The following is a 26102-nucleotide window of genomic DNA, read 5'->3' as shown; positions in this document are numbered from 1 at the left end:
TCCAATTATTCCTTGCAGGACAGGCACTTTCGCTTATCTACACACCCCCACAGTCAACATTCCACGAAAAATCCGGGGTAGAGCCCGAGGTCCATTCTCGTTGCTCCTACTTCGATGCTCTGGGCGCTAGATGCACGATCTCTGTGATGACCGACGAGTTGGCGCGAGCCACGGCGATCAACGACAACATCGCGTTGGCCACGTCATCCAGCGCGGACATCTCGGCCGGGATCTGGCCTTGGCGTGCCCATGCGCGGTAGAGGTCGGCCAACAGGTCACGGTCGGCACCGCGCAGGATCTCGGTTCCCTCGGTCGGTCCGACACTGACGCGGATCAAGGCAAGACCGGGGTGTTCGGCGCGCCAGGACCTCAAGATTTCATCCAGCGCGGCCTTGCTCGCGTGATAGGCGGCCACGCCGACTCGCGGGCGGCCGACATCGTGGCTGGAAGCCACCACCGTGACCGAGTTGTCGGAGAGGTACGGCAGGGCCGTGCGCAGGACGTGCGATGCCCCGATGGCATTCACCGAGTAGGCGTGCAACCACGTCGTGTAGTCGGTCTCCTCGATCAGGGCGAAAGGCACTGCCGCGCTGGTGAACACAATGGCGTCCAGTTGCCCAAAGGTGGCCCCCACCTTGTCCACGACGTCCTCGATTGCGCGAGGATCAGATACGTCCAGCTCGTGGGCAGAGCCGTCCAGCTCGTCTGCGAGTCGGCTCAGGAGATCGATGCGTCGAGCGGCTAAAGCGACTTTCGCGCCTCGCGACTGTGCAGCCAGCGCCAAGGCGTGTCCAATACCCGACGACGCTCCCACGATCAGCATCCGAGTTCCGGCTATGTTGGAGTGGCGATCGCTCATACTCTGCTTCCTTTACCTGGTCGTCCTTCTGTGGGGATGTACGTGCCTGCCTCGATGATCAACCGAACTGTGCGGCGGCACCTGCCGCATTCAGAGCCCGCCCCGCAGGCTTGCGCAACCTGCTGTGTCGACGTCGCACCTGCAGCCACAGCTTCGGAGACAGTTTCATTCGTGACGCCGAGGCAGAGGCAGACGTACATCAGTACCGGCCCCGCCTGCTCGGCTCGACGAACCGGAGGGCGGTCACGAATCGCCCGATGAACACCGGAGGGTAGGCGCCGACTCCAGCTGACTCCAGCCATTTCGAGGCGGCATCGGAACGCTGGGCCCATAGCAGCGCCGACTCCTCGTCCTCGAGCTGTTGAAGGAACATCACCTCGCGCGGGTTCTCGAAGGCTCGATACACGAGTGTGCGCCGGATACCCGCTCGGCCGAAGTCATCGAGCGACTTGCGCACCCAGGCCATGAACTCCTCGACGTCCCCGACCGGCGTCACAGCGGCGACCACGAGGTCACTACCGGGGCGAGGCGGATCGCCGATGTCGAACCGCTCCACAGTCTCACCCGCGAAAACGGCGGGGAATTCGTCCACACCGACGGCGTCGAACCATTCGAAGAAGTACGGTGAGCGCAGCAGGTTCAGCAATGGTTGCTCGGTTCGGATTCCGATGACCACTAGTACCTTCCCTGGCTCCACGATCGAGTCGTAGACGAACGCGTAGCGCGCGCCCATGTCGATGAGGCTCTCCTGGTGGCGTTCCAGGACCGGGCCGATGCGGTTGGACTGTGGGATCCGGAATTCGACGGCAAAGACATACGTGCGCGACGTGGCGGCGCTGATCGGTCGGCCTCCTCCGTCTGATTTCCGTCCGAGACGTTGACTAGCTGGTCTATGCTACAGCGATTCTCGCATATGAGAATCAAAGTTCTCTAAATGGTCGAATGTAGCGTTGGGTGATCGAATCGCGAGCGGGCCGCAATGCCCCTAGGCGCGAATAGGTTCCAGGCACACTGGGCCGTGCGACCAGATGCAGGAACAAGACGTCTGATCGATGACGGGGGAGGGGTGGCGTGCGGCTTCAACGACGCAGCAGTGGAGAAGAGGTCGCCGCTTACCTGCGAAACGAGATCATCTCCGGCCGTCTGGCCGCCGGAGAGCGCATCAATCAGGAAGGGATGGCCCTGCGGTTGGGTGTCAGCCGCATACCTGTACGCGAAGCGATCGCGATTCTCGAGGGCGAAGGTCGCGTCGAGACCGAGCTACATCGCGGCGCACGGGTCCTTCCTGTCGATCCGGAATCGGTTACAGAGAACACGGAAGTCTTCGGCCTCATCTACGCCCATGTCGCGCGGCGCGCGGCAGAGCGCCTGACGAAGGAGCTCGACACCACGCTCCTCACGATAAGCGACCAATTGGAATCCGCGCAGTCGAGCGAAGACGCGTGGCGCGCAGTCGGACGTTATGTGGACGCCATCACCGAAGTCGCCGTGTCGGCGCGGATGAACAGAATCTTGCGTCGCGTGCGGGTGTTGGTCGAGGTCGAGGACATGAGCACCGTGTCTCCAGCTGCGGTAGAGGCAACGAGAGCCGGAGTTCTCGAGACGATTGCGTTCATACGTGCTCGTGACGGAGAACGAGCGGCGTTGCGGCAAGCGGAAACTCAGAAGGTGGCGGCAGAACACCTGGTAGCGGAATTGAAAGACCGCCCGCGACGGTGAGTGCTGCACTCCGTGCCCAGCCATTGGGTTGACAAATTGGATACATTTGACATTATGCATTGAGAATATGGATTCTCACTATGTCGAGTTAAGGCACAGGCCGGGCACCGAGAGAGCCGAATGCGAGGAGCATCAATGTGGAGTGAGCTCGTCCGATTGGCATTCGCATGGGGCGCAATGATCGGTATCGTCGGATTCTGGTACTGGCTCCTTGGCAATATCGGGACCTTCTGACCGTGCGAGACAACGCTTTTGGTCGCCCCATGGGCGAATGCGACCCGACATCGTCCTATGTGGGGAAGAGATGAACGAACAGGACAGGCGCCGACGCCGCGCGCTCATCGTCTTTCAGGTCGTCATCTACGCGGCGCTCATCGCGATGTTCCTCATCCAGGTGCAGATGTACATCGCGAAGGGTTGGTGAACGCTGTGGACACGCCGACGCCGCGTTCTCGGAATTCAACGGTCAGCCTCGACGAGCATCACGAGGAGAGTAAACGCGCTCAGCGCCAGGCCGATCGCTGGTTGATCGTGGGCACCGTACTGATGGGCACTCTCGTCTTGGGTCCCATCGGACTGCCGATCTTCTGCAGGGGCGTGATGCTGTTCCGGCGTGCCGCGCGTGCCGGCTTGTCGGTCCGGCCGCTGATGGTCACCCTCATCGGCTACGTCATCATTCTCGACGCTGCCATCAACAGCATCGGATGGGGGCTCGACGTCTTCGCCAACCATGCTCTTGTGACGCGGACGATATTCACCGCGTGGGGGAATCTCATGGATGGGGGGTACTTCTGGCACTACAACGAGCTGTGGATCGGCGGCGCCGGAGCACCTGGTGAGAAGGCGTGGATCATTGTGTGCATCGTCGTCGTCTTCCCGATGCGCATCGCTGCGGCGATCGGGTTCCTGCAGATGAAGCGCTGGGGACACCAGTGGATGGTGGTCACCTGCTGGTTCGGGGTCATCGCGTGGCTGGGATACATCCTCAACATGACGATGTACGCCGATGTCAGGTATGCGGGCACCGCATTCCCCGTATTCGGGTGGTGGCTGTACAACATCTTCTACATCACCCCATTCCTCGCCATCCCGTACCTGCACACAGTGAACCGTGAGATTTTCACCGACTGAGCCTGGCCGTCGTCGCCGATACGTGAGAAAGCAGATGCCGTGAGCGATCCGAACGCCCCTGTCGATGCGTCGCCGAAAGAGCTTCCCCTGGGGACGACTGCTCCGTTCTCGCGGATGCACACCTGGCTCAAGCGAGGTCTCTTCGTCTGCCTGTTCGGGCTGGTGATCGAAGGTGCATTGACGGTGCCCGCGCTGGCGCTGTGGTACGGATGGCCGACGTTGTCATTGACCGAAATCTGTAGTGAGCTGATGAAGGTCAGATACTCCGACGACTCTCTGGCATGCGAACAGCCATACCCGTTGAGCGGGCCGCCTTTCGGGGGCCGGCCCGAAGCGGCAGGGCAACAGACAGCCGAGGATGAGTGGGGGGTCCAACCGGTTCCGCTGTATCCACGTGTCGGCTTCCGTGAGTTGGTCCGTATCCACGAGGAACGGACGGCAGGGGAATCGACACAACCGTGATTCCGGGCTCTTGCTAGCCCTGAGTCGCGCCCACGTCCACGGAGATCGCCGCCGCGGTGACGTATCTGGATTCATCGGACGCCAGCCACGCGACTGCGCTGGCAACATCCTCGGGCATGGTGACAGCGTCCGGCATGAATCGCTTGCTGAAGCCATTGCGCAGCATTGAGTTCGAGGCTGCTGCCTCTGCCATCGCCTCAAGCATTCTCCCGGTTCCCATCGGCGTGGCGACGGATCCGGGGTGAAGGCTGTTCACCCTGATCCGGTGCCTTCCGAGCTCCGCGGCGAACGCGCGAGCAAGGCCAACGATGGCGTGCTTGCTGGCCGTATACGCGATCATGAACGGCTCCATCGTGATTCCGGCGGCCGATCCGATGATAATTATCGAACCGCCGCGGCCGCCGGCGATGATGTGCTTGGCCCCCGACATCACGGTGTTCCACGTGCCGACCAGATTGATGTCGACGACGTCCTGGAAATCGCTCGGGGTGACTTGGTCCCATGGTGCGGGGACACAGATGCCCGCATTGGCGACGATCACGTCCAGTCGACCGAGCTCGGTCACGGCGTCGTCGACTGCGGCGCACAGACTTGCGTGGTCACGGGTGTCGACGATGGCGCAGACGGCGTGTCGACCGTTGGCTCGCACCAGTTCAGCGGTCTCGTCCAGTTCCTCGGACGTCGCTGAATCGTAAGGGACGCAAAGGGGTAACGGCGTCGCGATATCGGCCAGGATCAGATCGTAGCCATCGGCACTCAGTCGGTCCGCGTGGGCGCGGCCTTGACCGCGTGCGGCACCGGTGATGAGCGCGACTCGGCCGGTCACGTCGGTCACACCGGTACGTTACCGCACTCGTTTTTGGTCGAGAGCAACTATTGCGCGAATAGAGAACGTCTATTTCCGGGCGCTGGTAGCGTCGGCCCGAGTTATACCGCGCTGCAGTGGAGAGACGAGGAATCATGGGCATATTGGACGGCAAAACCGCCTTCATCCTCGGAGCGTCGGCGGGAATCGCACAGGCGAGCGCACGCCTGCTCGCTGCCGACGGCGCCAGGCTGTTCTTGTTGGGTCGCTCGTCGAAAAGGCTCGACGCCACGCGGGACCGCATCCTGGAGTACGCGCCTTATGCCGAAATCCACTTGCACAAGGGGAATCCCGAAGATGAGCAGACAGTCAAGGACACCGCCCAGATGGCCTTCGACGTCGCCGGCAGGCTCGACATCGTCGTCGGCACGGTGGCCACCGGGGGAACCGGCCCGCTGGTCCAACAGGACCTGGTGACGTTCACAGACCACGTCATGGGCAATCTGCGGTCCAACTTCCTGGCCTTGCGTTACAGCGCCCCGTTGATGACGGACGGCGGCTCGATCGTGTTCGTCTCGTCGACATCTGCGAAAATCCCGATGGAGGGACTGGGCCATTACTCGGCGGGAAAGGCGGCACTGGAGATGCTGATCAAGGTGGCGGCCTCAGAGCTCGGCGGGAAGGGCATTCGCGTGAACGCCGTGCGGCCCGGTTTGACCGAGGCGGCCACAACCCAGGGCTACATCCACCTCGAGGAGCTCACGAGCAGCTTCCTTGAGCGAGTTCCTTTGGGACGACTCGGGGTCTCGGATGACATCGCCCCGGCCATCCGCTATCTGGCGGGTCCTGAATCGAGTTGGATGACCGGGCAGAGTTTCGCCGTCGACGGCGGCAACGAGGTTCGGGGCGCACCGCGGGGCCCGATGTTCACCGTCTAGCCGTGCGAACTGGGCGGCCCGGTCAGCTCAGTTCGAGCGCACCGCGAGGCGCGGTGATGGGTAGGTCCAAGGAGGTCGCGATCCCCGGAGCGGCGGCCACCACGTAGGGAATGGCGTTCACGACCCGCATTGCCGTCGCTTCCATCGCGTTGGCGTTGGCTGACTCCGCGGTGTCTTCGGTGCCCAACCTCAGATCGCACTGCATGTGAGGCTGGCCCTCGATGATCAGGCGGTAGGTGCCATTGGGTGCGGTCGCCCACTCGGGCGCCAGATCGGCAGCCATGCGGTTGATGTGCTCGACGGTGATGACCGGATGACCGTCGACCAGTCCGGTGGTTTCGGCGCGCACGGCGCCGACCGTCCCCTCCGGTATGAGGCCGCATGCCACATTCAGGTCACGGGGGGTAAGTACCCGCTCGTACTTCTCGCTGAATCCGTCAAGTTCGACACCAATGGCTTTGGCGACCAGCCCGATGGGCGGGCCCCAAGCGAACTGTTGGGCACCTTCGAGCTCGAGTAGCGGAGTGAAGTCGAGCGGTTGGCCGAAGCCCATCGCGGTGACCATGAGGTCACGGTTCGGATATGCCGAATAATCGAAGATCTCCTGCGCGCGGATGGTTCGGATCGTATTCGACAACGTTGTCAGCAGCACGGCGAACTGGTCGCCGGCGAAGCCGGGCTCGATACCGGAGGTGTAGATGGTGACGCCTCCCGCCTCGGCGGCAGCGCGTACCTGAGCGGCGAGATCGGGGATCCACCTGTCGGGAAACATCATTCCGGGAGTGTTCGTCGTCACGACATTGAGGCCACCATTGAGCAGCCGCACATAATCGCGTACCGCGGCAGAGTCCATCTCCGCACTGGCGGCGCCGTAAAGGACGCAGTCGGGCTTCAATGCAACGATGTCGTCGAGGTCGCCGGTCGTCGTGACACCGATCGGGCCTATGCCGACGATCTCACCCGCATCCCGCCCGACCTTCTCGGCGCTGTGCACCCACACGCCGACGAGTTCGAGATGCGGTCGGCGCACGATCGCGCGGATCGACACGCTGCTGATCCACCCAGTGGAAATGACAGCGATACGTAACGGTTTGTCGCTCATCGGCACGGCTCCATAGTCGGTCACAGGTCGGGGAGGGGAAGTTCGGAGTTCGGGCCTTGCAGACCACCATCCACCACGAAAACAGAGCTGGTCGCATAGCAGTCCGCCGTGGACAGATACAGGGCGAGGCGACCGAGGTCGGCGACATCGCCGATGCGGTGCAGCGGTGTGCGGGCTTTCAATTGATCCTCGGAGCCGGGCATCAAGTCGAAGCTGGATTGCAATCCCATGGTCATGAACGCACCGAGGGCGATTGCATTGACCCGAATCTTTGGGGCGAGCTCTTGCGCCATGGCGCGGGTGAGTGCTTCGAGGCCGCCTTTGGCCACGCAATAGGGCAGTAGTCCCCGAATGCCGAAGCGGCCCGCACCCGAGGAGATGTTCACGATGGAGCCGCGTCCCACGTCCAACATATGCGGCACCGCGAGTTGACTCATGGTGAAAGCCGACGTCACGCAGTAGTCGAACGTGCTGCGTAAATTGTCCTCGGAGAGGCTCAAAAACGCTCCATAGGTGGCGAATCCGACGTTGTTGATCAGTATGTCGATCCGGCCGAACTGGTCGACGGCGGTGCGGATCACGCGTTCGCTGTCTTCCCGCACGAGCGCATCCGCGGTGAGTGCTAGACCGCTACCACCGGCCGCCTTGATGTCAGCGATGGTCTGATCCACCTCGGATGTCGTACGCGCTGTTCCGATCACGGTCGCGCCTGCTTCGGCGAGGACCTTGGCGATCCCCTCACCGACGCCGCGGCCGGCGCCTGTCACGATGGCGACCTGATTTTCGAGACGGAACTGCTCCAGTGCCATGGCGTGCCTCTCCGCAGCGATGCCAAGCGATTTGCTTCGTCAATCTAACCCAATGAAAACAGCTGTTTCCGCAAAATGAGAATTACCGACATCGTGATCCGTAGCGTCATGGCAATGACCCATCCACTGCCGCTGCTGCATCACGTCGTCTTCGCTGTCGGCCTGCAACGTCTGGATTCCGCGACGGAATACCTGGCAGCGCTGGGCTTTGAGTTTCAGGCATTCGAACTCGAACATCTCGGGCTGCAGGTACGGCTCGACTGGGATCGCGGGTTCGAGCTCATAGCACCGACTCCCGCGGCGCCAACGGAGCCCGGGACCGCCGCCGACTTCCTGGCGCGTTGTGGAGACGGGTTGTTCTCCGTCATCGTGCGGTTCGCCGACTGCAACGCCGCCGAACACATCGCTGCGCGGTACGGTGCCAAGCCGGACTTCCGCCAGGACCATGAGGGGGATGGGTTCCAGCTGACCGAGATCAAGCTGGAACCAATGTTCGGCATCCCTCTGACCTTGATGACCACCAACCTGCCAGACGACCACTCAGCGCGGGGTTAGCGCCTCGCAAGCACCTCGCTCAGCTGAACCGCCAGGTCGGACATTTTGACTTTACCCGTCGCGGTGAAGGGGAGTTCGTGCTTTGGGGTGACCCAAATGAACTTGGGTACCTTGTATGCCGAGAGTTGGGATCGAACCCGCGCGCGCAATTCCTCGCCGTCGACAGCGGCGTCGCCGCGCGGGACCACCGCGGCCGCGACCACCGTGCCGTTGTCTCCGTCATCGACGCCGACGACGTAAGCCTCCAAGACGCCGTCGCAATTGGTCAGCGCGAGTTCGACTTCAGAGGGCGTGACGTTGGTGCCACCACTGGTCTTGATGAGATCGCCGAGCCGCCCCGTGAACGTGATCCAGCCGTCGTCGCTGCGCACGCCGCAGTCGCCGGTGCGGTAGTAGCCCTCGGAAGTGAAGACGTCCTCGCGCTCACGCTTGTACAGGCGTTGCATCAGCGAGTATCCGCGTGCCCAGATTTCGCCGGGGCTGCCATCAGGAACCTGCTTTCCGGTGTCTGGATCGACAAGCACGTGTTCGAGGCCCTCGATCGAGAAGCCGCCGGTCTGGGAACGCTCCGCAGGTTGCTCGGGGTAGGGATCGACTCCGATGTGATTACCGCAGAGTTCTGTCATGCCCAACGCGTTCGGGCCTCGGGGCCGACGGTCCTCGGCGACCATCGCGGGCATGCTGGTGCGCTGCACGGAGCTCAAGTCTCGTCGGCCGAAGTCGGGATGTTCAGCCAGAGTCTTGCCCTGCTGCGGCCAACCGAGCGTGATCGTGGCGCGATGCCTCTCGATGAGCTCGAGCGCTTCGGCAGCACCGAATGCAGGCTGGGTGATCAGTGTGGCGCCATGGTGGACGACCGCGAGCAGGCCGGTGATGAGACCACCGACCCAGAAGAACGGCATGGCCGTGAACATCACCGTGTCGCCCGTGACGCCGTAGTGCGTGGTGAGATTGTAGGTGTGCCGGATCACGGCACCCTGACTGTGCACCGGCGCCTTGGGATTGCCGGTGCTGCCCGAGGTGTAGATGATCAGCGCATCGTCGGCCGGGGTTACACAGGATTCGACACCCACGAGAAAGTCTGTGTCGATCGCCGTCGACCGCCCGTCGCTCATCGACGCGCACCACGGGCGATCGCAGTCTCCCCATATCGTGATGGTCCGCAGGTAAGGCGCCGACCTCAGAAAGATCTGCTCCGTGTTGTTCTGCTCGGCCAGACCGGGCAGCGCCTCCTCGAGGAGGCCGACGAAATCCTGATTGCGGAACTTCGACCAAGCGAGGATCACACGAAGGTCGGCATGCCGAGTCGTCCACGCCAACTCCGAAGCCTTGTAGAAGGTGTTCAGCGGCACCGCGACCGCTCCGATGCGCGTCACCGCGAACCAGGCCACCGCCCACTCGATGCTGTTCGGCATCAGAATCCCGACGTGGTCACCCTTACCCACGCCCGCCGACAGCAGAGTCACCGCCAAATCGGTGGAGCGCCGGTCCAGGTCGGCGTAGGTCAGTTCATCGCCGCAGGCGACCAGGAATGGCTTATCGCCGAACCGGGCGGCGCACGACCTCACCAGCGCAGGGACGGTGGGTGTGATTGTGGGAAACGGCATGGGTACCGACTCTACCGAATGCGAGAACCATGGTTCTCGAATCGTGCCAGTGCCGTTTACACTGTTCGCGTGGACGCTGCCGCAAGTCGGGCTCTGACCGATCGGATGGGCCGCGTGGAAGCAGCGCTGGAGCTGAGTCAGTTGCCCAGCCGGTATGCGATGGCGCTGGACGCCAGAGACGTCGACGGGCTGGTTGGTCTCTTCGTCGACGATGTCGAGGCGGGGTCGGAAGGCCGCGGTAGGGACGCACTCAGGCGCTGGTACGACAAGGTGCTCAGGCGGTTCTATCGAAGCATTCACCTCATCGGCGGACACCAATTCGATGTGATCGACGCCGGCCATGCCACCGGTTCCGTGTACTGTCGCGCCGAACACGAGGACGGCACGGGTTGGTTTGTCATCACCATGAGATACGACGATGTCTATGAGCGCCGCAACGGCAGATGGTATTTCGTGCGACGCCGTGAGTATCCGTGGTACTCGGTCGACGTGACCGAACGACCAGGTCCCGATTTCATCCGCTGGCCCGCGGATGTGGAATTGCGCGCGGCCATGCCGCAGCGCATGGAGTCATGGCGTCGCTTCTGGGAGGAAGGGGATCCGGCGCTGCCTGGCCGGCTGTCGACGAGACCGTAAGTGGCGTGCTCTCGAAGAGCACGCACGATCATCATCGATCTATTGGAGGACCTCATTTCCACAGATAACGTGCTTAGCGGAGTGCGCGTGCTTGAAGTCGCCGCCTGGACATTCGTGCCCTCGGCCGGGGCTGTGCTCGCGGAATGGGGAGCAGAAGTCATCAAGGTCGAACCACGCGACGGCGGCGATCCGCAGCGTGGGCTGGTCACCATGGGCATCGTGGATGCCGGCGGCGATTCGGTCAACTACATGATCGAAATCCCCAATCGCGGCAAGAAATCGATCGGCGTCGACCTGAGCACACCGGGCGGTCAGGAGGTGGTTCGAGAGCTCGCGAAAAGCTGCGACGTGTTTCTCACGAGTTATCTGCCGCATCGGCGAAAGAAGATGGGCATCGATGTCGACGACATCCGGGCCGTGAACCCAAGTGTCGTCTACGTCCGCGGATCGGGTCACGGCCCGAAAGGGCCTGACGCGGACAAGGCTGGCTACGACGGTGTCTCCTACTGGGCGCGGGGGGGAATTGCGACGGTTCTCACCGAGGAGCGCGATGAGCTGGTCCGATCACGCCCGGCTTTCGGCGACCTTCTCGGCGGCATGACGATCGCCGGTGGCATCGCCGCGGCGTTGTACAAGAAAGCCACAACCGGCCAAGGGTCGGTGGTCGACGTGTCGTTGCTCGGCCTAGCCGCATGGAATCTCAGCCCCGATGTTGCTGTCAGCCAAATTCACGGCGGAAGCGCAATTCCGAAATACGGACACGCCGATGCGCCGAATCCGCTGGTCGGTACGTACCGCACGAAAGACGGCCGCTACGTGCAGCTGATGATGCTCCAGTTGGACCGCTTCTATCCGGAAGCGATGCGCGCTTTGGATATTCCGGAACTGATCGATGATCCGCGGTTCGCGGACCCGGTCTCGCGCTACGAGAACCGTGTTGAACTGATCGCCATTCTCGACGACGTGTTCGCGCAGCGGACGCTCTCCGAGTGGCGACAGGCCTTGGCCGACCTGACCGGGGCGTGGTCGGCAGTCCAGACGCCCGGTGAGCTCTGCGAGGATCCGGCAGTTGCCGCGAACGGTTATGTGGCACAGACGGCGACGATGAACGGTACGCCGTACGCGTTGCCCACCAACCCCGTCCAGTTCGACGAACGACAGGTGGTAGCGCCCGGTGCGCCGGAGCACGGCCAGCACACAGAGGAGGTGCTGATGGATGCCGGACTCAGCTGGGAGGCGATCGAGAAGTACAAGGAAGCGGGAGCGATTCTGTGAGTACCGAGCAGGAGATCGCGCAGGCGCCGGTTGAGTTCGACCCCTTCTCGGAGGAATTCTTCACCGGCGCCTATGCCGCCTTCCGACGGCTGCGGGACGAAAAGCCGGTCTACTACAACGCCAAATGGGATTTCTGGGCACTGTCCCGGTACGACGATGTCGCGCCCGCCACCAAGGACCACGACACATACTCCTCGGCAAAGGGTGCCACCCTGGACGTGGTGAAGGCGCACGACGACGCCATTCCTCCTCCCAAGGTGATCATCTCAATGGATCCGCCCGAGCATCAGAAGATGCGCAAACTGGTCAGCAGCGTCTTCACGCCCCGCGCGATCGCGTCGCTCGAAGACATGGTGCGCGAGAAGATCTACGAGCGCATTGAGGCGATCAACCCGACGTCGTTCGATGTCGTAGCGGACTTTTCTGCGCTCTTCCCGAACGAGGTGATCACCACGATGTTGGGGGTCCCTAAAGAGGACCGCCATCAGATCCGTCTCTGGCTGGATCTGCTGCTCGAACGCCGTCCCGGTGAAATCGCCGTTCCCCGTGAGGGGTTCGAGGCTTCGATGAATACGGGTGTCTACTACTACAAGCTCATTCAGCAGCGTCGCGAGAAGCCGGCCGACGACATGATCAGCAGACTGATCGAGACGGAGATCGAGCGTGACGGGCAGGTCGACAAACTGACCGACGTCGACATCGCTGGGTTTGCGACGCTGCTCGGCGGGGCCGGTGCCGAGACGGTCACGAAGTTGATCGGGAACGCGATCGTGGCCTTCGCAGACTTTCCCGACCAGTGGCAGAAGTTGCGTGAAGATCGCAGCAAGATCCCCGCCGCCATCGAGGAACTCCTGCGCTACGAGGCCCCGTCGCAGTACCAGGTCCGCACCACCACTCGTGATGTGACGTTGCACGGCATCACGATTCCCGCGGACAGTGCCGTTCTACTGCTGACAGCGTCGGCGACACGTGACGAGCGCATGTTTCCGGATCCGGACCGGCTGGATATCGACCGCGAACGCAAGATGGGTTTCAACCTGGCGTTCGGATACGGTGTGCACAGTTGTCTGGGCGCCGCACTAGCGCGAATGGAGAGTCGCATCGCGCTGGATGCCCTACTGGACCTCCTGCCCGACTATGACGTCGACCGTGCCGGATTGAAGCGGGTGGCGATGTCGAATGTCGCCGGCTGGTCCAATGTCCCCGTCCGCAAGCGTGTCTGATGTACACGCTTTCAAGCCGGTGCGAGGAGCGGCGCAGCGATATCGACTCGGTAGCTGCCGCTGAAAAAAGCCTCAGCTCGTGCGCACCGTGAGCCTAGGCCGACCGCCTTCATGGCCTCTGCTTTGAAGGCCAGCGCAGCAATGCTCAGGCGGTGTTCGACGATGCCGATGCCCGGCGCCAGTTCGCGCGGCCAACCGCCGCCCCACAGAGAAACCTCGGTGCGGTCCGTCCTGGCTGCCCGTTGAAAGAGTCGGCGAACGGACCGATCCTGCTCGTACAGCGAGCCCGCGATCAGGATGCAGTCGGGCTGACTCGTCACGTCGAAGCCATGCCCGAGTTTGGAGGGCTTGACACCAAGAATGCGGAACGCGCGGTCGTAAGCGTCGTCCGGTACGTGGACGTCGACGTCCCATCCCGCGGCTGCGCGGTCGAAGATGAGTCCCCCGGCCGAGGCTATTGCGTCTGATGTGTCACCCGCGAGCACCATGAGCCGGTGCTTGGTTCCGCGACCGCGAACCATACGTCCGGACGCGGCTTGGTCGTCCTGGGGGATGAACGGTGAGGAACTTGCAGGCATTTGCTGTCCGTCGCTTGTCTGTCGGGGATTAGCCAATGGGTGAGAACATCGGAATTCACTATCGAGAATAGTCATATCCGCACACCAGCGCCAGACCGATCAGTCTGCGCGCAGGGTTCAGCCAGCGTCGCGAGCGATCAACGGCGCTTTGGACTGCGGTCGCCGAAACCCGCGACTACGTACTGCTTCACGAACTCTGCGACCGCGTCATCGTCCTGGGAATCGAAGTAGGGTGACGGTGTGGTGAAGAGGGAGAACAACATTCGGGCGAACCACTCCGTCGCGGTGGGGACGTGGAGGTCCCTACGCACCTCGCCAGTGATTCGCGCGGCCGCCACGTAAGGCGCAAGAAACTCGGCGCATTCCTGTAGCAGTGTGGCCGCATTCTTGGTGAGCATGAGGTTCACTTCTACGGGATCGAAGTACACCTCGGGCTCGACCACTCGACGAGCCTGCGCGACGAATACCGCGGCCCGGACCAGCCTGTCCTCCAGCGTGCTGCCGCCGTATCGATCGATGGCGGTCGCCATGTTGCGATAGAAGCGCTGTGAGGCAGCCTCGGCGCATGCTTTGACGACCGTCTCCTTGTCCCGGAAGTACTCGTAGAACGTACTGCGAGAGACATCAGCAGTCCGTGCAATGTCGACGATGGTGGTCTTGGCCAGCCCACGTGTGCGCATGCAGGCGAACGCCGCCGAGATGATGGCCTCTCGGGTGTCGGCGGCGGTCGCTTGTGTCATGCGGGAGAGGTTAGCCGAGAGGGGCCAGGATGAGCCCACTGGTAGGTACGCCGGTACCGGACGTGACCAGCACATGCTCGACGTTGTCCACCTGGTTGTAGGACGTACCGCGCACTTGTCGTACGCCTTCGGTGATGCCATTCATGCCGTGGATGTATGCCTCGCCGAGAAGCCCGCCGTTGGTGTTGATCGGCATCCGCCCGCCAAGGGACAGGTCGTCGATGGACACAAAGTCCTTGGCTTCGCCACGACCGCAAAAACCCAACTCTTCGAGTTGCGTGAACACAAAAGGGGTGAAGTGGTCGTAGAGGAATGCGGTGGAGATGTCATCGGGTGTGAGCCCTGAATCACGCCAGAGCTTGTTGCCCACTACACCCATCTCCGGCAATCCGGTGATGTCGTCACGGTAATAACTCGTCATCACCTCGCCGTCGTAGGCCGCCCCCTGGGCTGCCGCTGTGATGACTGCCGGCGGATTGGGCAGGTCGCGAGCCCTTTCGACACTGGTGATCACCATTGCGACCCCGCCGTCGCTTTCCTGGCAACAATCGAGGAGCCGTACTACCGGCTCGACGATCCAGCGCGACTGCTGATGGTCCTCGATCGTGATCGGCTTCCCGTAGAACCACGCATCAGGGTTATTGGCGGCATGCTTGCGGTCGATCACCGAGATCTTGCCGAAATCGGCGTTGGTCACACCGTAGGTGGACATGTAGCGCTGCGCGTGCAGGGACACCCAGGCGGCCGGCGTCATGAACCCGAATGGTGCGTAGGGCGCCATCCACAGGGGCGTGACGCCTGGCTGACGACCAGCTCCACCGAACCGGAACCCGGACCGTTCGTTGAAAGCCCGGTAGCAGACCACCGCTTCGGCCGCCCCGGTGGCAATGGCCATCGCCGCCTGCATGACTGTTCCCGCAGCGGCGCCACCACCGTGCGGGACGCGCGTGAAGAACGAGAGGTTCTGTATGCCGACGTTGCGGGCGACTTCGATCTCTTCGTTCTCATCGACGGTGAAGGTCACCATGCCGTCGATGTCACTGGGACGGAGGCCTGCGTCATCGATGGCTGCCTTCACGGCTTCGCACGCCAACTGCATCTCGGTTCGGCCGGATTCCTTGGAGAACTCGGTCTGACCGATGCCGACCAGCGCTGCCCGACCGCCGATCCCGTCCCTCATGCCTGAACTCCGTCTAGCAGACTGAGGACCGCGGTACCGCTGACATGGTCGCCGAGCTTGTTGGTGCCCTTGAGAGTGACCTCGACGAGGCCCTCATCACCCGACACCGACTTGCCGGTGACGCTACCGGTGAAGTGCAGCGGGTCATTGGGAAACGCCGGTACCCCCAGACGGATCGACAGCTTCTTCACCATCGCTTCAGGACCGGCCCAGTCGTGAAGGAACTTTACGCAAAGACCATTTGTGGTGAGGATGTTGAGGAAGATATCCGGGGAACCCTGTCCGGTCGCGAAATCGCGATCGTGGTGCACAGGCATGTAATCCCGCGAGGCGATGGCACCGGCGACGATCAACGTGGTGGTGACGGGAACGTCCATCGGCGTGATCTCGTCACCTACGTTGACGGCGTCGAACGCCAAGGTCGTCGTGCGCGTGGCGGTGGAGGTCATTTCGGTCCTTCCGAGTATGCGGCGCCGAGGCGGGCGAGTTGCTGCGAGGCAGATCCGAGCGCGAGCTCGATGTCTTTGGCCCACAGGTAGTAGCGGGACACCGGATAGGTGATGTCGATTCCCATACCGCCGTGCACCTGCTGGGCAGTGGCGACGACACGGGCGCCGGCCTCAGCTGCCCAGAACTTCGCAATCGAGGCTTCCCGATCAGCCAGTCTGGCCTCGGCGATCAGCCATGCGGCGTGCCATGTCGTCCACCGAATTGCCTCAGTGTCGATAAAGGCGTCGGCCATACGTTGCTGCACCGCCTGAAAAGACCCGATCGGCCGACCGAATTGTTCACGCTCGGCTGTGTAGGACGCGGCGATCCGCAACGCCCGCTCGGTGACGCCGACTTGAATTGCACACAGGCCCACCAGAGCTCGTGTGTACAACGCCCCCACAATGTCACCCTCGCCCTCGAGACGACGGGCGGAAGCGTTGGCGAAGCTCACCTGGGCGTACGGTTCGCCATTGGTGGTTTCCACCTGTGTGACGTCGACCCCCGCTGCGTCCGTGTCGACGACGAAAAGGCCCGGCTCACCGTCGGCGAGGGCGGACACGACGATCGCGTGTGCCAGTTGAGCCGCAGGCACCAACTCTTTGGCGCCATCGACTAGCCAGGCATCGCCGTCCTTGCGTGCGGTGGTGCTCCGCGGTAGTGCTGGGTTGGAGTTGCCGGGTTCAGCTAGCGCAGCTGTGAGGATGACGCTGCCGTCGACGACCCCGGACAGATAGCGTTGCTGCAGCTCCGAATCACCGTGTCGTGCAATGGTATCGGCTCCAAGTGCAAGTGTCGCGTACACCGGTACCGGTGCCACGCTCCAGCCGACCTCTGCAAGCAGGACTCCCAGATCGAGGAAGCTGCCCCCGCTGCCGCCCACGGACTCTGGCAGCGCGATACCCAGCAGGTCAGATGCTGCGAGCTCGCGCCACAATGCGTCGTCGAAGCGCACCTCGCCGGCTTCGAGCTCGGTGAGACGCTCGGGAGTGGCACGCGCTTCGAAGAGCTGGCGGGCAACTTTGCCAATGGTTTCTTGTTCTTCGGAAAAGGTGAAGTCCATGTTCTGTTCCGCCTCGGTTCAGCTGGCGGGGCGGAACTGGTGCAATACCAGCTCGTTTCCGCTGGGGAGTGCTTCGAAGGTCTCGTAGAACACCTCGACGGGCATCCCGGTTTCAATGTCATCGGGGTTGATGTCGCACAGGTTTGAGACGATGCGAACACCTTCGTCGAGGTCGATCAGTGCCACGACATAGGGGTACTGCAGGAACGGCAGCGGCGGGTACTGCGGCATGACGAAGCTGTACACGGTCCCGCGACCAGTCGAGACGACATAATCCCATTCCAGAGACTGGCAGTTGCCGCACATCGGCCGCGGCGGTACGCGCAAGGTCTTGCAGCTGACACAACGCTGGATGCGCAACTCGCCCTCTTTGAGCCCCGACCAGAAGAATTCGGTGTCCGGGCTGATCGACGGCGCGAGTCGTTGCGCCATGTCAGCCCCCCTTCTTGAATCGCAGTGTGCGGAAGCGCTGTCGACCGACGACCTCGCCATCTTGGTTGCGGTATGTCGTGACCCAGGTGACGAAGAAGCCGGTGCCCATCGCGGTCTTCTTCTCATCCGAAATTGTCTCGAACACTGTCTCGGCCGTGAGATCGTCACCCACTCGGGGGTATCGCTCGATCTCGAACTCGGAGTTGGTCGCGACGATTCCCGTGTATCCGGCGTCGGCGAGAAACTGCAAAGGATTCTCTCCGAGTTCAACGGGGACACCGCCGCGGTCGTGAATGCCCTCGATCTTGGGGGGAGCCATCGTCCAGGACTGAAGCATGACAGGCGGTGAGACGATGCCGCCATAACGGGAGTTCTTCGCGAAATCCTCGTCGAGGTATGCGGGGTTGAAGTCGCATAGCGCGTATGCCCAGTGCCGAATCATGGCTGCGTTCACGGGGTCCGGTGATTTCACCGGTTGCCCCGAGCTGATCGGCTGACCGATCAGCGCATCGAGACGCTTGCGCAGTTCGTCCTTGTCGAACTCAGACACGTATCTGTCCTTCCATCGGGTGAGCCGTCCCTTCTCTCACGAGGCCCGCATATCGCGGGGCGCCCGAGGCATCCCGAGACCGGCCATCGCGATGATGTCGCGTTGAAGTTCGTTGGCGCCTCCGCCGAAGGTGTTGATGACGGCGAGGCGGTAGGCGCTCTCCAGTTCGCCTTTCAACGGGGCGGCGTCGTCTTTACGCACTGCGGCGTGGCCGACGACGTCGAGCAGTTCGCGTGCCACCTGTTGGGTGAGCTCTGTACCGAAGACTTTTGCGGCTGAGGCTTCGGCCATACCCAGCGCACTCGAGCCCATGTTTGCGTTCACGCGCAGGTTGAGCAGGCGGTACGCCGCGACCTGTGCTTCGGCGCGGGCCAGGGCCTGCTGAACCCAGGGTTGGTCGATCACCGCGCCATCGTCCAGCGGGGTTTCACGCGCCCACTTCAGTGTCTTCTGGAGAAGCGGTTCGAGAGCTCCGAGGTTGCCGAGCGCTGCGCGTTCGAGGTTGAGCTGATTGGTGACCAGCTTCCAGCCCTGGTTCTCGCCGAGCACGATCGCGCTGGCGGGAACGCGGACGTCGTCGTAGAAGGTGTAATACGTCGACACCCCGGGCATGGTGCGGAGGGGCTTCCACGAGAACCCCGGTGAACTAGTCGGCACGATGAAAACCGTAATGCCCTTGTGCTTCTTGGCCTCCGGGTCGGTGCGCGCTGCCAGCCAGATGTAGTCGGCGAATTCGGCCCCACTTGTCCACATCTTTGCGCCGTTGATCACGAACTCGTCTCCTTGACGTACCGCGGTGGTCCGCAGAGACGCGAGATCACTGCCTGCGCCGGGCTCGGAGTACCCGATCGCGAATTCCACGGTTCCCTTCAGAATGGCCGGCAGGAACGTGGATTTCTGTTCTTCGGTACCGAACTGGATCAGCGTGGGACCCACGGTGTTGAGCGTGATCATCGGCAACGGTGCATTGACCCGGCGCGCCTCTTCGCCAAAGATGTACTGCTCCAGCGCGCTTAGGCCGTGGCCGCCGTATTCGGTGGGCCACGCGACACCGAGCAGCCCCGCCGCGCCGAGTGCTCGGCGAACTTCGGCGATGGCAGCGCCGCCTTCCATCAGTCCGGCCACGGCTGCCCGCCGCTCGGGCGTCATCACCGCCTCGAGGCGTTCGCGGTAGTCCTTGCGAAGCTGGATCTGTTCCGGCGTGTAGTCGAAGTCCATCAGACGCTCGCTTCCAGTCGTACCGGCATGCTCTTGACGCCCGGCACCATGGTGGCGCGCAGGCGGGTGACGTCTCCGGTGAGTTCGATGGTCGGATAGGTGCCGAGCAGAACCTCGAACATGATTCGTGCTTCCATCCGCGCCAACTGGGCTCCTAGACATGCGTGCTCGCCGGCTCCGAAGGCGATGTGCGGATTGGGGTTTCGGGTTATGTCGAACACTTCACTGCTCGGCCCGAAGATCTCTTCGTCGCGATTGGCTGAGCCGTAGAGCATCACCACGGTGTCGCCGGCCGAGATTCGCTGACCTCGGATCTCCACGTCTTCTGTGGCGCGGCGGGCCATGTGGGTCACCGGACTGGTGTACCGGAGCATCTCCTCGACGGCGCTCGGCATCAGATCGGGGTTGGCACGCAACAAGGCGAACTGGTCCGGGTTTTCAATCAGTGCCAATGTCCCGAGAGCGATGAGGTTGCGCGTGGTCTCGTTTCCGGCGACGAGTAGCAGAAAGGAGAAATTGAGCAGATCTTCGTCCGACAGGCGTTCGCCATCGACCTCGGCTGCGGCCAGGATCGACAGGAGATCCTCGCTGTCGGTGAGGGTCCCGGAGCGTCGGATGGCGATCAATTTCAGGAAGTACTCGTACAACTCGGCCATCGCGACGAGCGGGTCCATCTCGATATCGGGGTCGTCGCCGCCCACGGCAGCGTCGGACCAGGTGCGGAACTGTTCCCAATCCTCGGGCGGGGCGCCCAGCATTTCGGCAATCATCCGAGTGGGCAGCGGTGCGGCGATCTCCTCGGCGAACTCGTACGGACGGGACGGGTCGACGTCATCGAGGATGCCCTTGACGATCTCGCGCACCTTGGGCTCCAGCAATGTCACCTGACGACGGGTGAACCCGGAGTTGATCAATTTGCGGAGCTGCCGGTGCCGGGGCGGGTCTGTGAAGATCAAGTTGCCCTCCTGAACAGGTTCAGGCAGCGTCGGATCGGGGATGGTGATCCCCTGCGTCGACGAGAACAGCAGCGGATGTCCGGAAACGTAGCGGACGTCTTCGTACTTGAGCAGCGCCCAGAAATTGGTGACGTCGTTCCATACCACCGGCGTCGAGCCGCGCAACTCCTTGTACGCCGGGTACGGGTCGCCGGCGTAGAAGTCCGGTGAATGCAGCGGGACTGTGGATGTCGGCACGGTGCGCCTTCCGGTCGGCCTGAGTTCGTCGTACATAGAAGATTGATATGTCCGACGGATACAGTGTCTACCTCAAGCGGTGACGGCATGTCAATCGGCGTTATTGCTGTTCAAATGGCAATTCATTGACTCGTCACCGTCGTGAGGTGTACACACGGAGTCGATATGTAGGGCAATGTGGTCGCCGGTTGCTCGGTGGCACGCATTCGCAGGCCGGAAAGGCACGACACCGCTGATGGCAGACTCGCGTCCCCTCGTCGACACGTATGGACACTTCATCGACGGCCGGTGGGTCGACCCCGATGCCGGCCGCTACAACGTCCTCAATCCCGCGACCGAGGAGCCGATAGCGACCGCGCCCGATGCCAGCGTTGGGCAGGTTGAAGACGCGATCGTCGCGGCTCGATCGGCATTCGACTCCGGTCGCTGGAGTGCGCTCGACCCTGCGGAACGCTCACGCTGCATTCAGCAGCTCAGCGACGCGATGTTGTCCCGCGCCGAAGAGATCAACTCTTTGGCACAAGCCGAGTGGGGCTGTTCGGCAAACGAGCGCATCATCCACGTCGAGGGCCCCGCCTTCATGGTCGGCCACGCCGCAGAGCTTGCGATGGAGCCGGCTGAGGCTCCGATGGATGCCTGGGGTGCCGCCGGAAACACCCTGCTTCGGTATGAGCCGCTGGGTGTGGTCAGCATCCTGACCCCGTGGAACTTCCCGCACACCCTGAATGCGATGAAGGTAGGGGCGGCGCTGGCCGCCGGAAACACTGTGGTGCTCAAGCCGTCTCCGCTGACTCCGCTTGCGGGCCTGGCGCTCGCACGGATCATCGACGAAGAGACCGACATTCCTGCCGGCGTGGTCAATGTGGTCACTCCCACCGGCGTCGAGGCAAGTCGAGTCCTCACGGTCGACCCGCGAGTGAATCTCGTCAGCTTCACCGGAAGCTCCGCGGTGGGCCGCAGCGTGATGGCGGGGGCCGCCGAGACGATGAAGCGAATTCTATTGGAGTGTGGCGGGAAATCCGCGTCCATTGTGACCGAAGACGCCGATATCGACGATGAACTTCTGCAGCGTCTGCTGTTCGAGGGGTGCACGCTTCATGCCGGGCAGGCCTGCATCCTCAACAGCCGTCTGCTCGTCCCGGACGCACTCCACGACGAGATCGTCGGAGGGCTGGTGGACGCCGCCAGCAGGACCGTCACCGGCGATCCCAGCGACCCCGACGTGACGATGGGCCCCTTGATCAGCCGTGAGCACCTGGACCGGGTCGAGGAGTTCGTCGCACAGGCGGAACGTGATGGCGCCACCGTGGTGACCGGCGGCGCCCGGCCCAAACATTTGGACAAGGGCTTCTACTTCGAGCCGACCATTATCACCGGTGCTACCGCCGATTCATACATCGCCCAGGAGGAGGTATTCGGCCCGGTGCTGACTGTGCTGCGCTATCGCGATGACGACGAAGCGGTTGCGATAGCTAATAATTCGCAGTACGGGTTGGGTGGGGCGGTCTGGGGGAGCGACGTCGAGCGTGCATTGGCCATCGCCCGGCGAATTCGGACCGGGCAGGTCTCGATCAATGGAACGATTCCCGGTGACGCCCCCTTTGGTGGGTTCAAACAGAGCGGCATCGGGCGCGAGGGCGGCGTGATGGGGTTGCGTTCCTACATGGAGCCCAAGGCGATCGGGGTGCCGGCGTGAACGGAGCGAATCCTCAAGCACAGACAGGGCCATTACAGGGGCTGCGAGTCGTCGAAGTCGGTGAACACATCGCAGGACCGTACTGCACCAAGTTGCTCGCAGATTTGGGCGCACATGTCCACAAGGTCGAACCGTCGTCCGGCGATCCCTTACGCTTCTGGGGCCCTTTCGCCCGAGGTGAGGTGGGACCCGACCAGGGCGGCCTCTTCGAGTACCTCAACTCCGGAAAGACCGGCGGCACAGTCGATCCGAGTAACGACCAGGACATCGCAGTGCTGCACGAACTGCTCGCCGATGCCGATATGTTGGTCGAAAACTTGGCCCCGGGTGCACTGTCACGGTGGAATGCCGTGTTCGACATCGATGAGCTGCAGTCGGCGAATCCCGGTCTGATCGTGGTGCGCATCTCTGACTTCGGCCAGCACGGTCCGCTGCGCGACCGCCAGACGACCGCCCTAACGCTGCAGGCGGCTTCGGGATGGGTAAATGACAGGGAGTTTGGGCGGCCGCCAGTGCAGGCGGGTGGGCGAATTCCGGAGTACATTCCAGGCGCCTATGCGGCGCTGGGTGCGTTGACTGCGTGGCGAATTGCGCGTAACGCGAGTAAGCGCCCAGTCGAGGTGGATGTCTCGATGTTCGAATCACTGCTGTCGACATTGCCTTATCCGATGTTGCTCGCCGAGCGACTGCGCAGCATGGGCCTTCCGACCAATGCCAAAGCGGCGCCGATGTTGGGCATCGTTCGCGCATCCGACGGATGGGTCGGCGTCAATTGCCTCACCGGGCAGCACTGGCTGGACGTCTGCGCGATGGTGGGCCTGCCGGAGTTCGAGGAACATCAGCTCGCGATCATGCTCGGTGGGCCGGAACGTGACGAGTTCTTTGCCAAGGCTCAGCCGTGGTTCGACTCGATGACGGTGGCCGAGATCGTCGATATCAGTCAAGCGATGCGTATCCCCGCCGCACCTGTTACCGACGGTGCCTCCATCGTGGAGTGTCCCCAATACGCGGAGCGGGGGTTCTTCATCGAATCTGCCGCGAATGGAGCTGAGTCACAGCGATTCCGGCGGCCGGGACCCCCTTTCCGACTGTCCCGCGCATCCGGCGCGGTATCGTCACCGCCAGCCCCACGTCTTGGACCCGCTCCGAAGGACACGTGGCCGGCACACCCGTTGCCGGTTGTGCCCAACGCCGGTTTGGATTCGGCCCTGCCCTTAGCCGGTCTGAGGGTCTTCGATCTCAGCACGTTCTGGGCCGGCGCATATCTGACGTGCTACCTCGGTGCGTTCGGTGCGGATGTGATCAAGGTCGAGTCGATCCAACGACCTGACAGCCATCGGTATTCCGGTGCATTGCTGCGCGAGGGCGACGACTGGTACGAGCGCGGACCGCTGTGGCAGGGCACAAATTTGAACAAGCGTGACGTCACACTGGATTTGTCGTCACGCGAAGGTCTGGACATCGCAAAGAAATTGGCGTCCGAGGCTGATGTCGTGGTGGAGAACTTCTCACCCCGGGTTGTTGAGAACTTCGGGCTGGATTACGACTCGTTGGTCAAGATCAACCCAGGTCTCATCATGGTGCGGATGCCCGGGTTCGGCCTTGTTGGCCCGTGGCGCGACTACGTCGGATGGGCACTCAACATCGAGCAGTTGTCCGGTATGTCTTCGGTCACCGGTTACAACGATGGGCCTCCGTGCAATCTGCAGGGTCCCGCCGACCCAATCGCCGGAGTGCACGCCGGGGTCGCCCTCTTGGCGGCCCTTGAACACCGGGATCGGACGGGCGAGGGGCAGCTGATCGAGGTCGCCCAGATAGAAGTGGGTGCCGCCGTCACCGCTGAACCGGTCATCGAGTTTTCGCTCACAGGTACGGTGCAGGCTCGCGAGGGTAATCGGCACCGGGTATTCACCCAAGGGGTATACGCCACTGCCGTGGAGGGTGAATGGATCGCAGTCAGCGTGCGCGATGACGCCGATTGGAAAGCGACAGTCGAGGTTCTCGGACGTCCCGAGCTGGCCGAGGATCCCCGATTCTTCTGTGCGAGCGCCAGACTCGCACATCACGAGGACTTCGACACGATCTTGGGAGGCTGGAGTGCCCGCCTCAATCCCGACGACGCGGTAGAGCAGCTCGGGGCCCGCGGCGTACCCGCCGAACGCGTACTCACCTCTGATCGCATGTATCAAATCGATCAACTCGAGGCGCGGAGCTACTACGAGGACCTGGAGCACCCCGTCACCGGTCGCCACCGATACCCAGGTTGGCCGTTCCGGATCAGCCCTGGGCCCACACACCAGCACAGGACTGCACCGCCAACCCTGGGTCAGCACAACAACGAGGTATTGCGCGCTCAAGGACTTTCCGACAGCGACATCGCCGCGCTACGAGCCCGCAATGTCATCGGCGAACGCATCCTCAACATCTGAGATTTCCTAGTAACCGCATCGAAGCTCCTATACGATCTGCTTACCTGACGGAAATACGTATTTACGTTTCTGAAAGGCGTAATTTTCGGTCCGCGTCGGGGACCACCAGACCACGCAGAAGGCGGAGGGACGTGCTGTTGCCGACAAGCGCACAATCGACGGACTATCGCGTCGATAGCAGGTGGCGGCTCCCCGCCAGCGGACGGGGAGCCCGTCATCGGTAGGTTCACTCGCCCGGTGCTGGGATTCTGTTCCGTCCTGACGGCGGCAGCAGTGATCACGCTCTCCATCGGTCTCTTCCGGGGCAGCTTCACGGAATCGGTGGATGTCGTCGTCCTTTCGGAGCGTGCGGGTTTGGTCATGAACCCGGACGCGAAGGTGAAGATGCGAGACATTCAGGTCGGCACCGTGAGCGCGATTCGGGACGGCGCCGATGGATACGCCGTCCTCCAGCTCTCGCTCGACCCGGCTGCGGTACCCATGATCCCGGCCAATGTGCGGGTCGACATCGCATCGACCACAGTGTTCGGCGCGAAGTTCGTTCAACTGATCCCACCTGCGACACCCGCCTCGGAATCCGTACGGCAGGGGCAGGTTCTTGACGCCGAACACGTCACCGTCGAGATCAACACCGTGTTCGAACGCCTCACACAGCTGCTGGACGCCATCGAGCCAGAGAAGCTGAACGGAATCCTGACAGCGATCGATCAGGGAATCGGCGGCCGCGGAGGTGTCATCGGTTCCACCATCGACGAACTGAACTCGCTGCTCGGGTCAGTAGAACCACATCTGCCTGCGCTCTCTCATGATCTCGCTCTGGCACCGGCAGTGATCGGCACATATGCCGACGCCATGCCCGATCTACTTTCACTCGCGGACAACACGAGTGAGCTCAGTCGAACCCTTGTTGACCAACAGCAAGAACTCGACAAGTTCCTGCTCAGCGCCATCGGCCTGACCGGGACCGGTAGTGAGGTCGTCGCGACCAACAGTCGGCCACTGACCGAGGTACTTCGGCTGCTTCTCCCCACGACCACGCTGCTCGATGAGTATCGCGACGCGGTGTATTGCTCCCTGGCGACGATGCTCGATCTCCAGAAAGAAAATGCTCCGTTGGAAAAGCCCGGGGCCATCGTGCTGACCGGGTTCAATCTCGCCGCCGAACGATACCGTTACCCGACCGAATTGCCGAAGGTGGCGGCCACCGGCGGCCCCCAGTGCGTCGGGCTTCCGAAACTTCCCTTCGAGACGCGTGTTCCGTTCGTCGTCGCCGACACCGGCGCTAACCCCTTCAAGTACAACAACCCTGGAATCCTTCTGAATGCCGATGGCCTGAAACAGTTCCTGTTCGGTCCCATCGCAGGGCCGCCCAGAAATACCGCGCAGATCGGCCAGCCGGGATGAACAGTTTCG

General features: G+C 62.6%; 27 protein-coding genes. 11 read left to right on the top strand and 16 right to left on the bottom strand.

The features are described from left to right. Nucleotides 1-106: 106 nt before the first annotated feature. From AWC12_RS18275 to AWC12_RS18265, 3 genes are read right to left on the bottom strand one after another with little or no spacing between them, the layout of a single operon-like run. Nucleotides 107-859 (bottom strand): SDR family oxidoreductase, encoded by a 753-nt coding sequence (locus AWC12_RS18275; protein WP_085176032.1) that lies wholly within the window; start codon nucleotides 857-859, stop codon nucleotides 107-109. Further along, nucleotides 856-1059, bottom strand: a complete 204-nt coding sequence (locus AWC12_RS18270; protein ID WP_085176030.1) for a (2Fe-2S)-binding protein — start codon at nucleotides 1057-1059, stop codon at nucleotides 856-858. The genes AWC12_RS18275 and AWC12_RS18270 overlap by 4 nt, the downstream gene beginning before the upstream one ends. After that, entirely contained in the window at nucleotides 1059-1592 is a 534-nt protein-coding gene (locus tag AWC12_RS18265; RefSeq protein ID WP_085176028.1) for a hypothetical protein, read from the bottom strand. The genes AWC12_RS18270 and AWC12_RS18265 overlap by 1 nt, the downstream gene beginning before the upstream one ends. 338 nt (nucleotides 1593-1930) lie before the next feature. Here AWC12_RS18265 and AWC12_RS18260 point away from each other — a divergent pair, with 338 nt between their 5' ends. The 3 genes from AWC12_RS18260 to AWC12_RS18250 all read left to right on the top strand — a co-directional run bounded on the left by AWC12_RS18260 (nucleotide 1931) and on the right by AWC12_RS18250 (nucleotide 4171). Then, nucleotides 1931-2578, top strand: coding sequence for a GntR family transcriptional regulator (locus AWC12_RS18260; RefSeq protein ID WP_085176027.1), 648 nt, complete (start codon nucleotides 1931-1933; stop codon nucleotides 2576-2578). A gap of 429 nt (nucleotides 2579-3007) precedes the next feature. Further along, on the top strand, nucleotides 3008-3709 hold the full coding sequence (locus AWC12_RS18255; RefSeq protein WP_085176025.1) for a hypothetical protein: 702 nt from the start codon (nucleotides 3008-3010) through the stop codon (nucleotides 3707-3709). A gap of 114 nt (nucleotides 3710-3823) precedes the next feature. Continuing rightward, on the top strand, nucleotides 3824-4171 hold the full coding sequence (locus AWC12_RS18250; protein WP_207576454.1) for a hypothetical protein: 348 nt from the start codon (nucleotides 3824-3826) through the stop codon (nucleotides 4169-4171). Between the two features lie 13 nt (nucleotides 4172-4184). On the opposite strand, the gene AWC12_RS18245 is transcribed toward AWC12_RS18250, so the two are convergent. After that, complete coding sequence (locus AWC12_RS18245) at nucleotides 4185-5006, bottom strand: mycofactocin-coupled SDR family oxidoreductase (protein WP_085176021.1); 822 nt, start codon at nucleotides 5004-5006, stop codon at nucleotides 4185-4187. A gap of 125 nt (nucleotides 5007-5131) precedes the next feature. On the opposite strand from AWC12_RS18245, the gene AWC12_RS18240 reads away from it, so the two are divergent. After that, nucleotides 5132-5914 carry an SDR family NAD(P)-dependent oxidoreductase gene (locus AWC12_RS18240; protein WP_085176019.1) on the top strand — a complete coding sequence of 261 codons (783 nt, stop codon included), beginning with the start codon at nucleotides 5132-5134 and terminating at the stop codon, nucleotides 5912-5914. 22 nt (nucleotides 5915-5936) lie between these two features. On the opposite strand, the gene AWC12_RS18235 is transcribed toward AWC12_RS18240, so the two are convergent. Further along, nucleotides 5937-7016 carry an NAD(P)H-dependent amine dehydrogenase family protein gene (locus AWC12_RS18235; RefSeq protein WP_412098573.1) on the bottom strand — a complete coding sequence of 360 codons (1080 nt, stop codon included), beginning with the start codon at nucleotides 7014-7016 and terminating at the stop codon, nucleotides 5937-5939. A gap of 20 nt (nucleotides 7017-7036) precedes the next feature. Beyond that, nucleotides 7037-7825: an SDR family NAD(P)-dependent oxidoreductase gene (locus AWC12_RS18230; protein WP_085176018.1), complete on the bottom strand. Its 789-nt coding sequence runs from the start codon at nucleotides 7823-7825 to the stop codon at nucleotides 7037-7039. 114 nt (nucleotides 7826-7939) lie between these two features. Here AWC12_RS18230 and AWC12_RS18225 point away from each other — a divergent pair, with 114 nt between their 5' ends. Then, on the top strand, nucleotides 7940-8380 hold the full coding sequence (locus AWC12_RS18225) for a hypothetical protein (RefSeq protein ID WP_085176060.1): 441 nt from the start codon (nucleotides 7940-7942) through the stop codon (nucleotides 8378-8380). On the opposite strand, the gene AWC12_RS18220 is transcribed toward AWC12_RS18225, so the two are convergent. Further along, nucleotides 8377-9987 (bottom strand): class I adenylate-forming enzyme family protein, encoded by a 1611-nt coding sequence (locus AWC12_RS18220; RefSeq protein WP_085176016.1) that lies wholly within the window; start codon nucleotides 9985-9987, stop codon nucleotides 8377-8379. The genes AWC12_RS18225 and AWC12_RS18220 overlap by 4 nt on opposite strands. Before the next feature lie 105 nt (nucleotides 9988-10092). Between AWC12_RS18220 and AWC12_RS18215 the strand changes: the two genes are divergently transcribed. Genes AWC12_RS18215 through AWC12_RS18205 form a run of 3 tightly spaced genes read left to right on the top strand, consistent with a single transcriptional unit; the run spans nucleotide 10093 to nucleotide 13121 of the window. Further along, nucleotides 10093-10623: a nuclear transport factor 2 family protein gene (locus AWC12_RS18215; RefSeq protein ID WP_085176014.1), complete on the top strand. Its 531-nt coding sequence runs from the start codon at nucleotides 10093-10095 to the stop codon at nucleotides 10621-10623. Nucleotides 10624-10665: 42 nt separating this feature from the next. Further along, nucleotides 10666-11898 carry a CaiB/BaiF CoA transferase family protein gene (locus AWC12_RS18210; RefSeq protein WP_085176058.1) on the top strand — a complete coding sequence of 411 codons (1233 nt, stop codon included), beginning with the start codon at nucleotides 10666-10668 and terminating at the stop codon, nucleotides 11896-11898. Further along, complete coding sequence (locus AWC12_RS18205) at nucleotides 11895-13121, top strand: cytochrome P450 (protein WP_085176012.1); 1227 nt, start codon at nucleotides 11895-11897, stop codon at nucleotides 13119-13121. Before AWC12_RS18210 ends, AWC12_RS18205 begins: the two co-directional genes overlap by 4 nt. 11 nt (nucleotides 13122-13132) lie before the next feature. On the opposite strand, the gene AWC12_RS18200 is transcribed toward AWC12_RS18205, so the two are convergent. The 9 genes from AWC12_RS18200 to AWC12_RS18160 form a co-directional block, all read right to left on the bottom strand. After that, complete coding sequence (locus AWC12_RS18200; protein WP_133057350.1) at nucleotides 13133-13699, bottom strand: hypothetical protein; 567 nt, start codon at nucleotides 13697-13699, stop codon at nucleotides 13133-13135. A gap of 137 nt (nucleotides 13700-13836) precedes the next feature. Further along, complete coding sequence (locus tag AWC12_RS18195) at nucleotides 13837-14439, bottom strand: TetR/AcrR family transcriptional regulator (RefSeq protein WP_085176008.1); 603 nt, start codon at nucleotides 14437-14439, stop codon at nucleotides 13837-13839. 10 nt (nucleotides 14440-14449) lie between these two features. After that, on the bottom strand, nucleotides 14450-15619 hold the full coding sequence (locus AWC12_RS18190; protein ID WP_085176006.1) for a lipid-transfer protein: 1170 nt from the start codon (nucleotides 15617-15619) through the stop codon (nucleotides 14450-14452). Continuing rightward, complete coding sequence (locus AWC12_RS18185; protein ID WP_085176004.1) at nucleotides 15616-16068, bottom strand: MaoC family dehydratase; 453 nt, start codon at nucleotides 16066-16068, stop codon at nucleotides 15616-15618. The genes AWC12_RS18190 and AWC12_RS18185 overlap by 4 nt, the downstream gene beginning before the upstream one ends. Then, entirely contained in the window at nucleotides 16065-17171 is a 1107-nt protein-coding gene (locus AWC12_RS18180) for an acyl-CoA dehydrogenase family protein (protein WP_085176002.1), read from the bottom strand. The genes AWC12_RS18185 and AWC12_RS18180 overlap by 4 nt, the downstream gene beginning before the upstream one ends. Before the next feature lie 18 nt (nucleotides 17172-17189). Further along, complete coding sequence (locus tag AWC12_RS18175; protein ID WP_085176000.1) at nucleotides 17190-17603, bottom strand: Zn-ribbon domain-containing OB-fold protein; 414 nt, start codon at nucleotides 17601-17603, stop codon at nucleotides 17190-17192. Nucleotide 17604: 1 nt separating this feature from the next. Continuing rightward, nucleotides 17605-18153 (bottom strand): MaoC family dehydratase, encoded by a 549-nt coding sequence (locus AWC12_RS18170; RefSeq protein ID WP_085175999.1) that lies wholly within the window; start codon nucleotides 18151-18153, stop codon nucleotides 17605-17607. Nucleotides 18154-18189: 36 nt separating this feature from the next. Further along, on the bottom strand, nucleotides 18190-19371 hold the full coding sequence (locus AWC12_RS18165; protein WP_085175998.1) for an acyl-CoA dehydrogenase family protein: 1182 nt from the start codon (nucleotides 19369-19371) through the stop codon (nucleotides 18190-18192). Beyond that, a complete protein-coding gene (locus AWC12_RS18160) occupies nucleotides 19371-20600 on the bottom strand; it encodes a cytochrome P450 (RefSeq protein ID WP_165762824.1) in 1230 nt (409 codons plus the stop codon). The genes AWC12_RS18165 and AWC12_RS18160 overlap by 1 nt, the downstream gene beginning before the upstream one ends. Before the next feature lie 199 nt (nucleotides 20601-20799). Here AWC12_RS18160 and AWC12_RS18155 point away from each other — a divergent pair, with 199 nt between their 5' ends. From AWC12_RS18155 to AWC12_RS18145, 3 genes are all read left to right on the top strand, one after another. Beyond that, the gene (locus AWC12_RS18155; protein WP_085176054.1) at nucleotides 20800-22260 is read left to right on the top strand and encodes an aldehyde dehydrogenase family protein; all 1461 of its coding nucleotides are present in this window, start codon (nucleotides 20800-20802) and stop codon (nucleotides 22258-22260) included. A 41-nt stretch (nucleotides 22261-22301) separates the two neighbouring features. Continuing rightward, on the top strand, nucleotides 22302-24689 hold the full coding sequence (locus tag AWC12_RS18150) for a CaiB/BaiF CoA transferase family protein (protein WP_085176052.1): 2388 nt from the start codon (nucleotides 22302-22304) through the stop codon (nucleotides 24687-24689). Between the two features lie 174 nt (nucleotides 24690-24863). Then, nucleotides 24864-26093 (top strand): MCE family protein, encoded by a 1230-nt coding sequence (locus tag AWC12_RS18145; RefSeq protein ID WP_420087725.1) that lies wholly within the window; start codon nucleotides 24864-24866, stop codon nucleotides 26091-26093. The last annotated feature ends 9 nt before the right edge of the window (nucleotides 26094-26102 follow it).

Origin of the sequence: Mycolicibacterium iranicum (assembly GCF_002101705.1) — a bacterium.
GTDB classification, from domain to species: domain Bacteria; phylum Actinomycetota; class Actinomycetes; order Mycobacteriales; family Mycobacteriaceae; genus Mycobacterium; species Mycobacterium iranicum.
The sequence above is the reverse complement of the archived record's forward strand: the minus strand, read 5'-3'. Positions and strand labels throughout refer to the sequence as shown.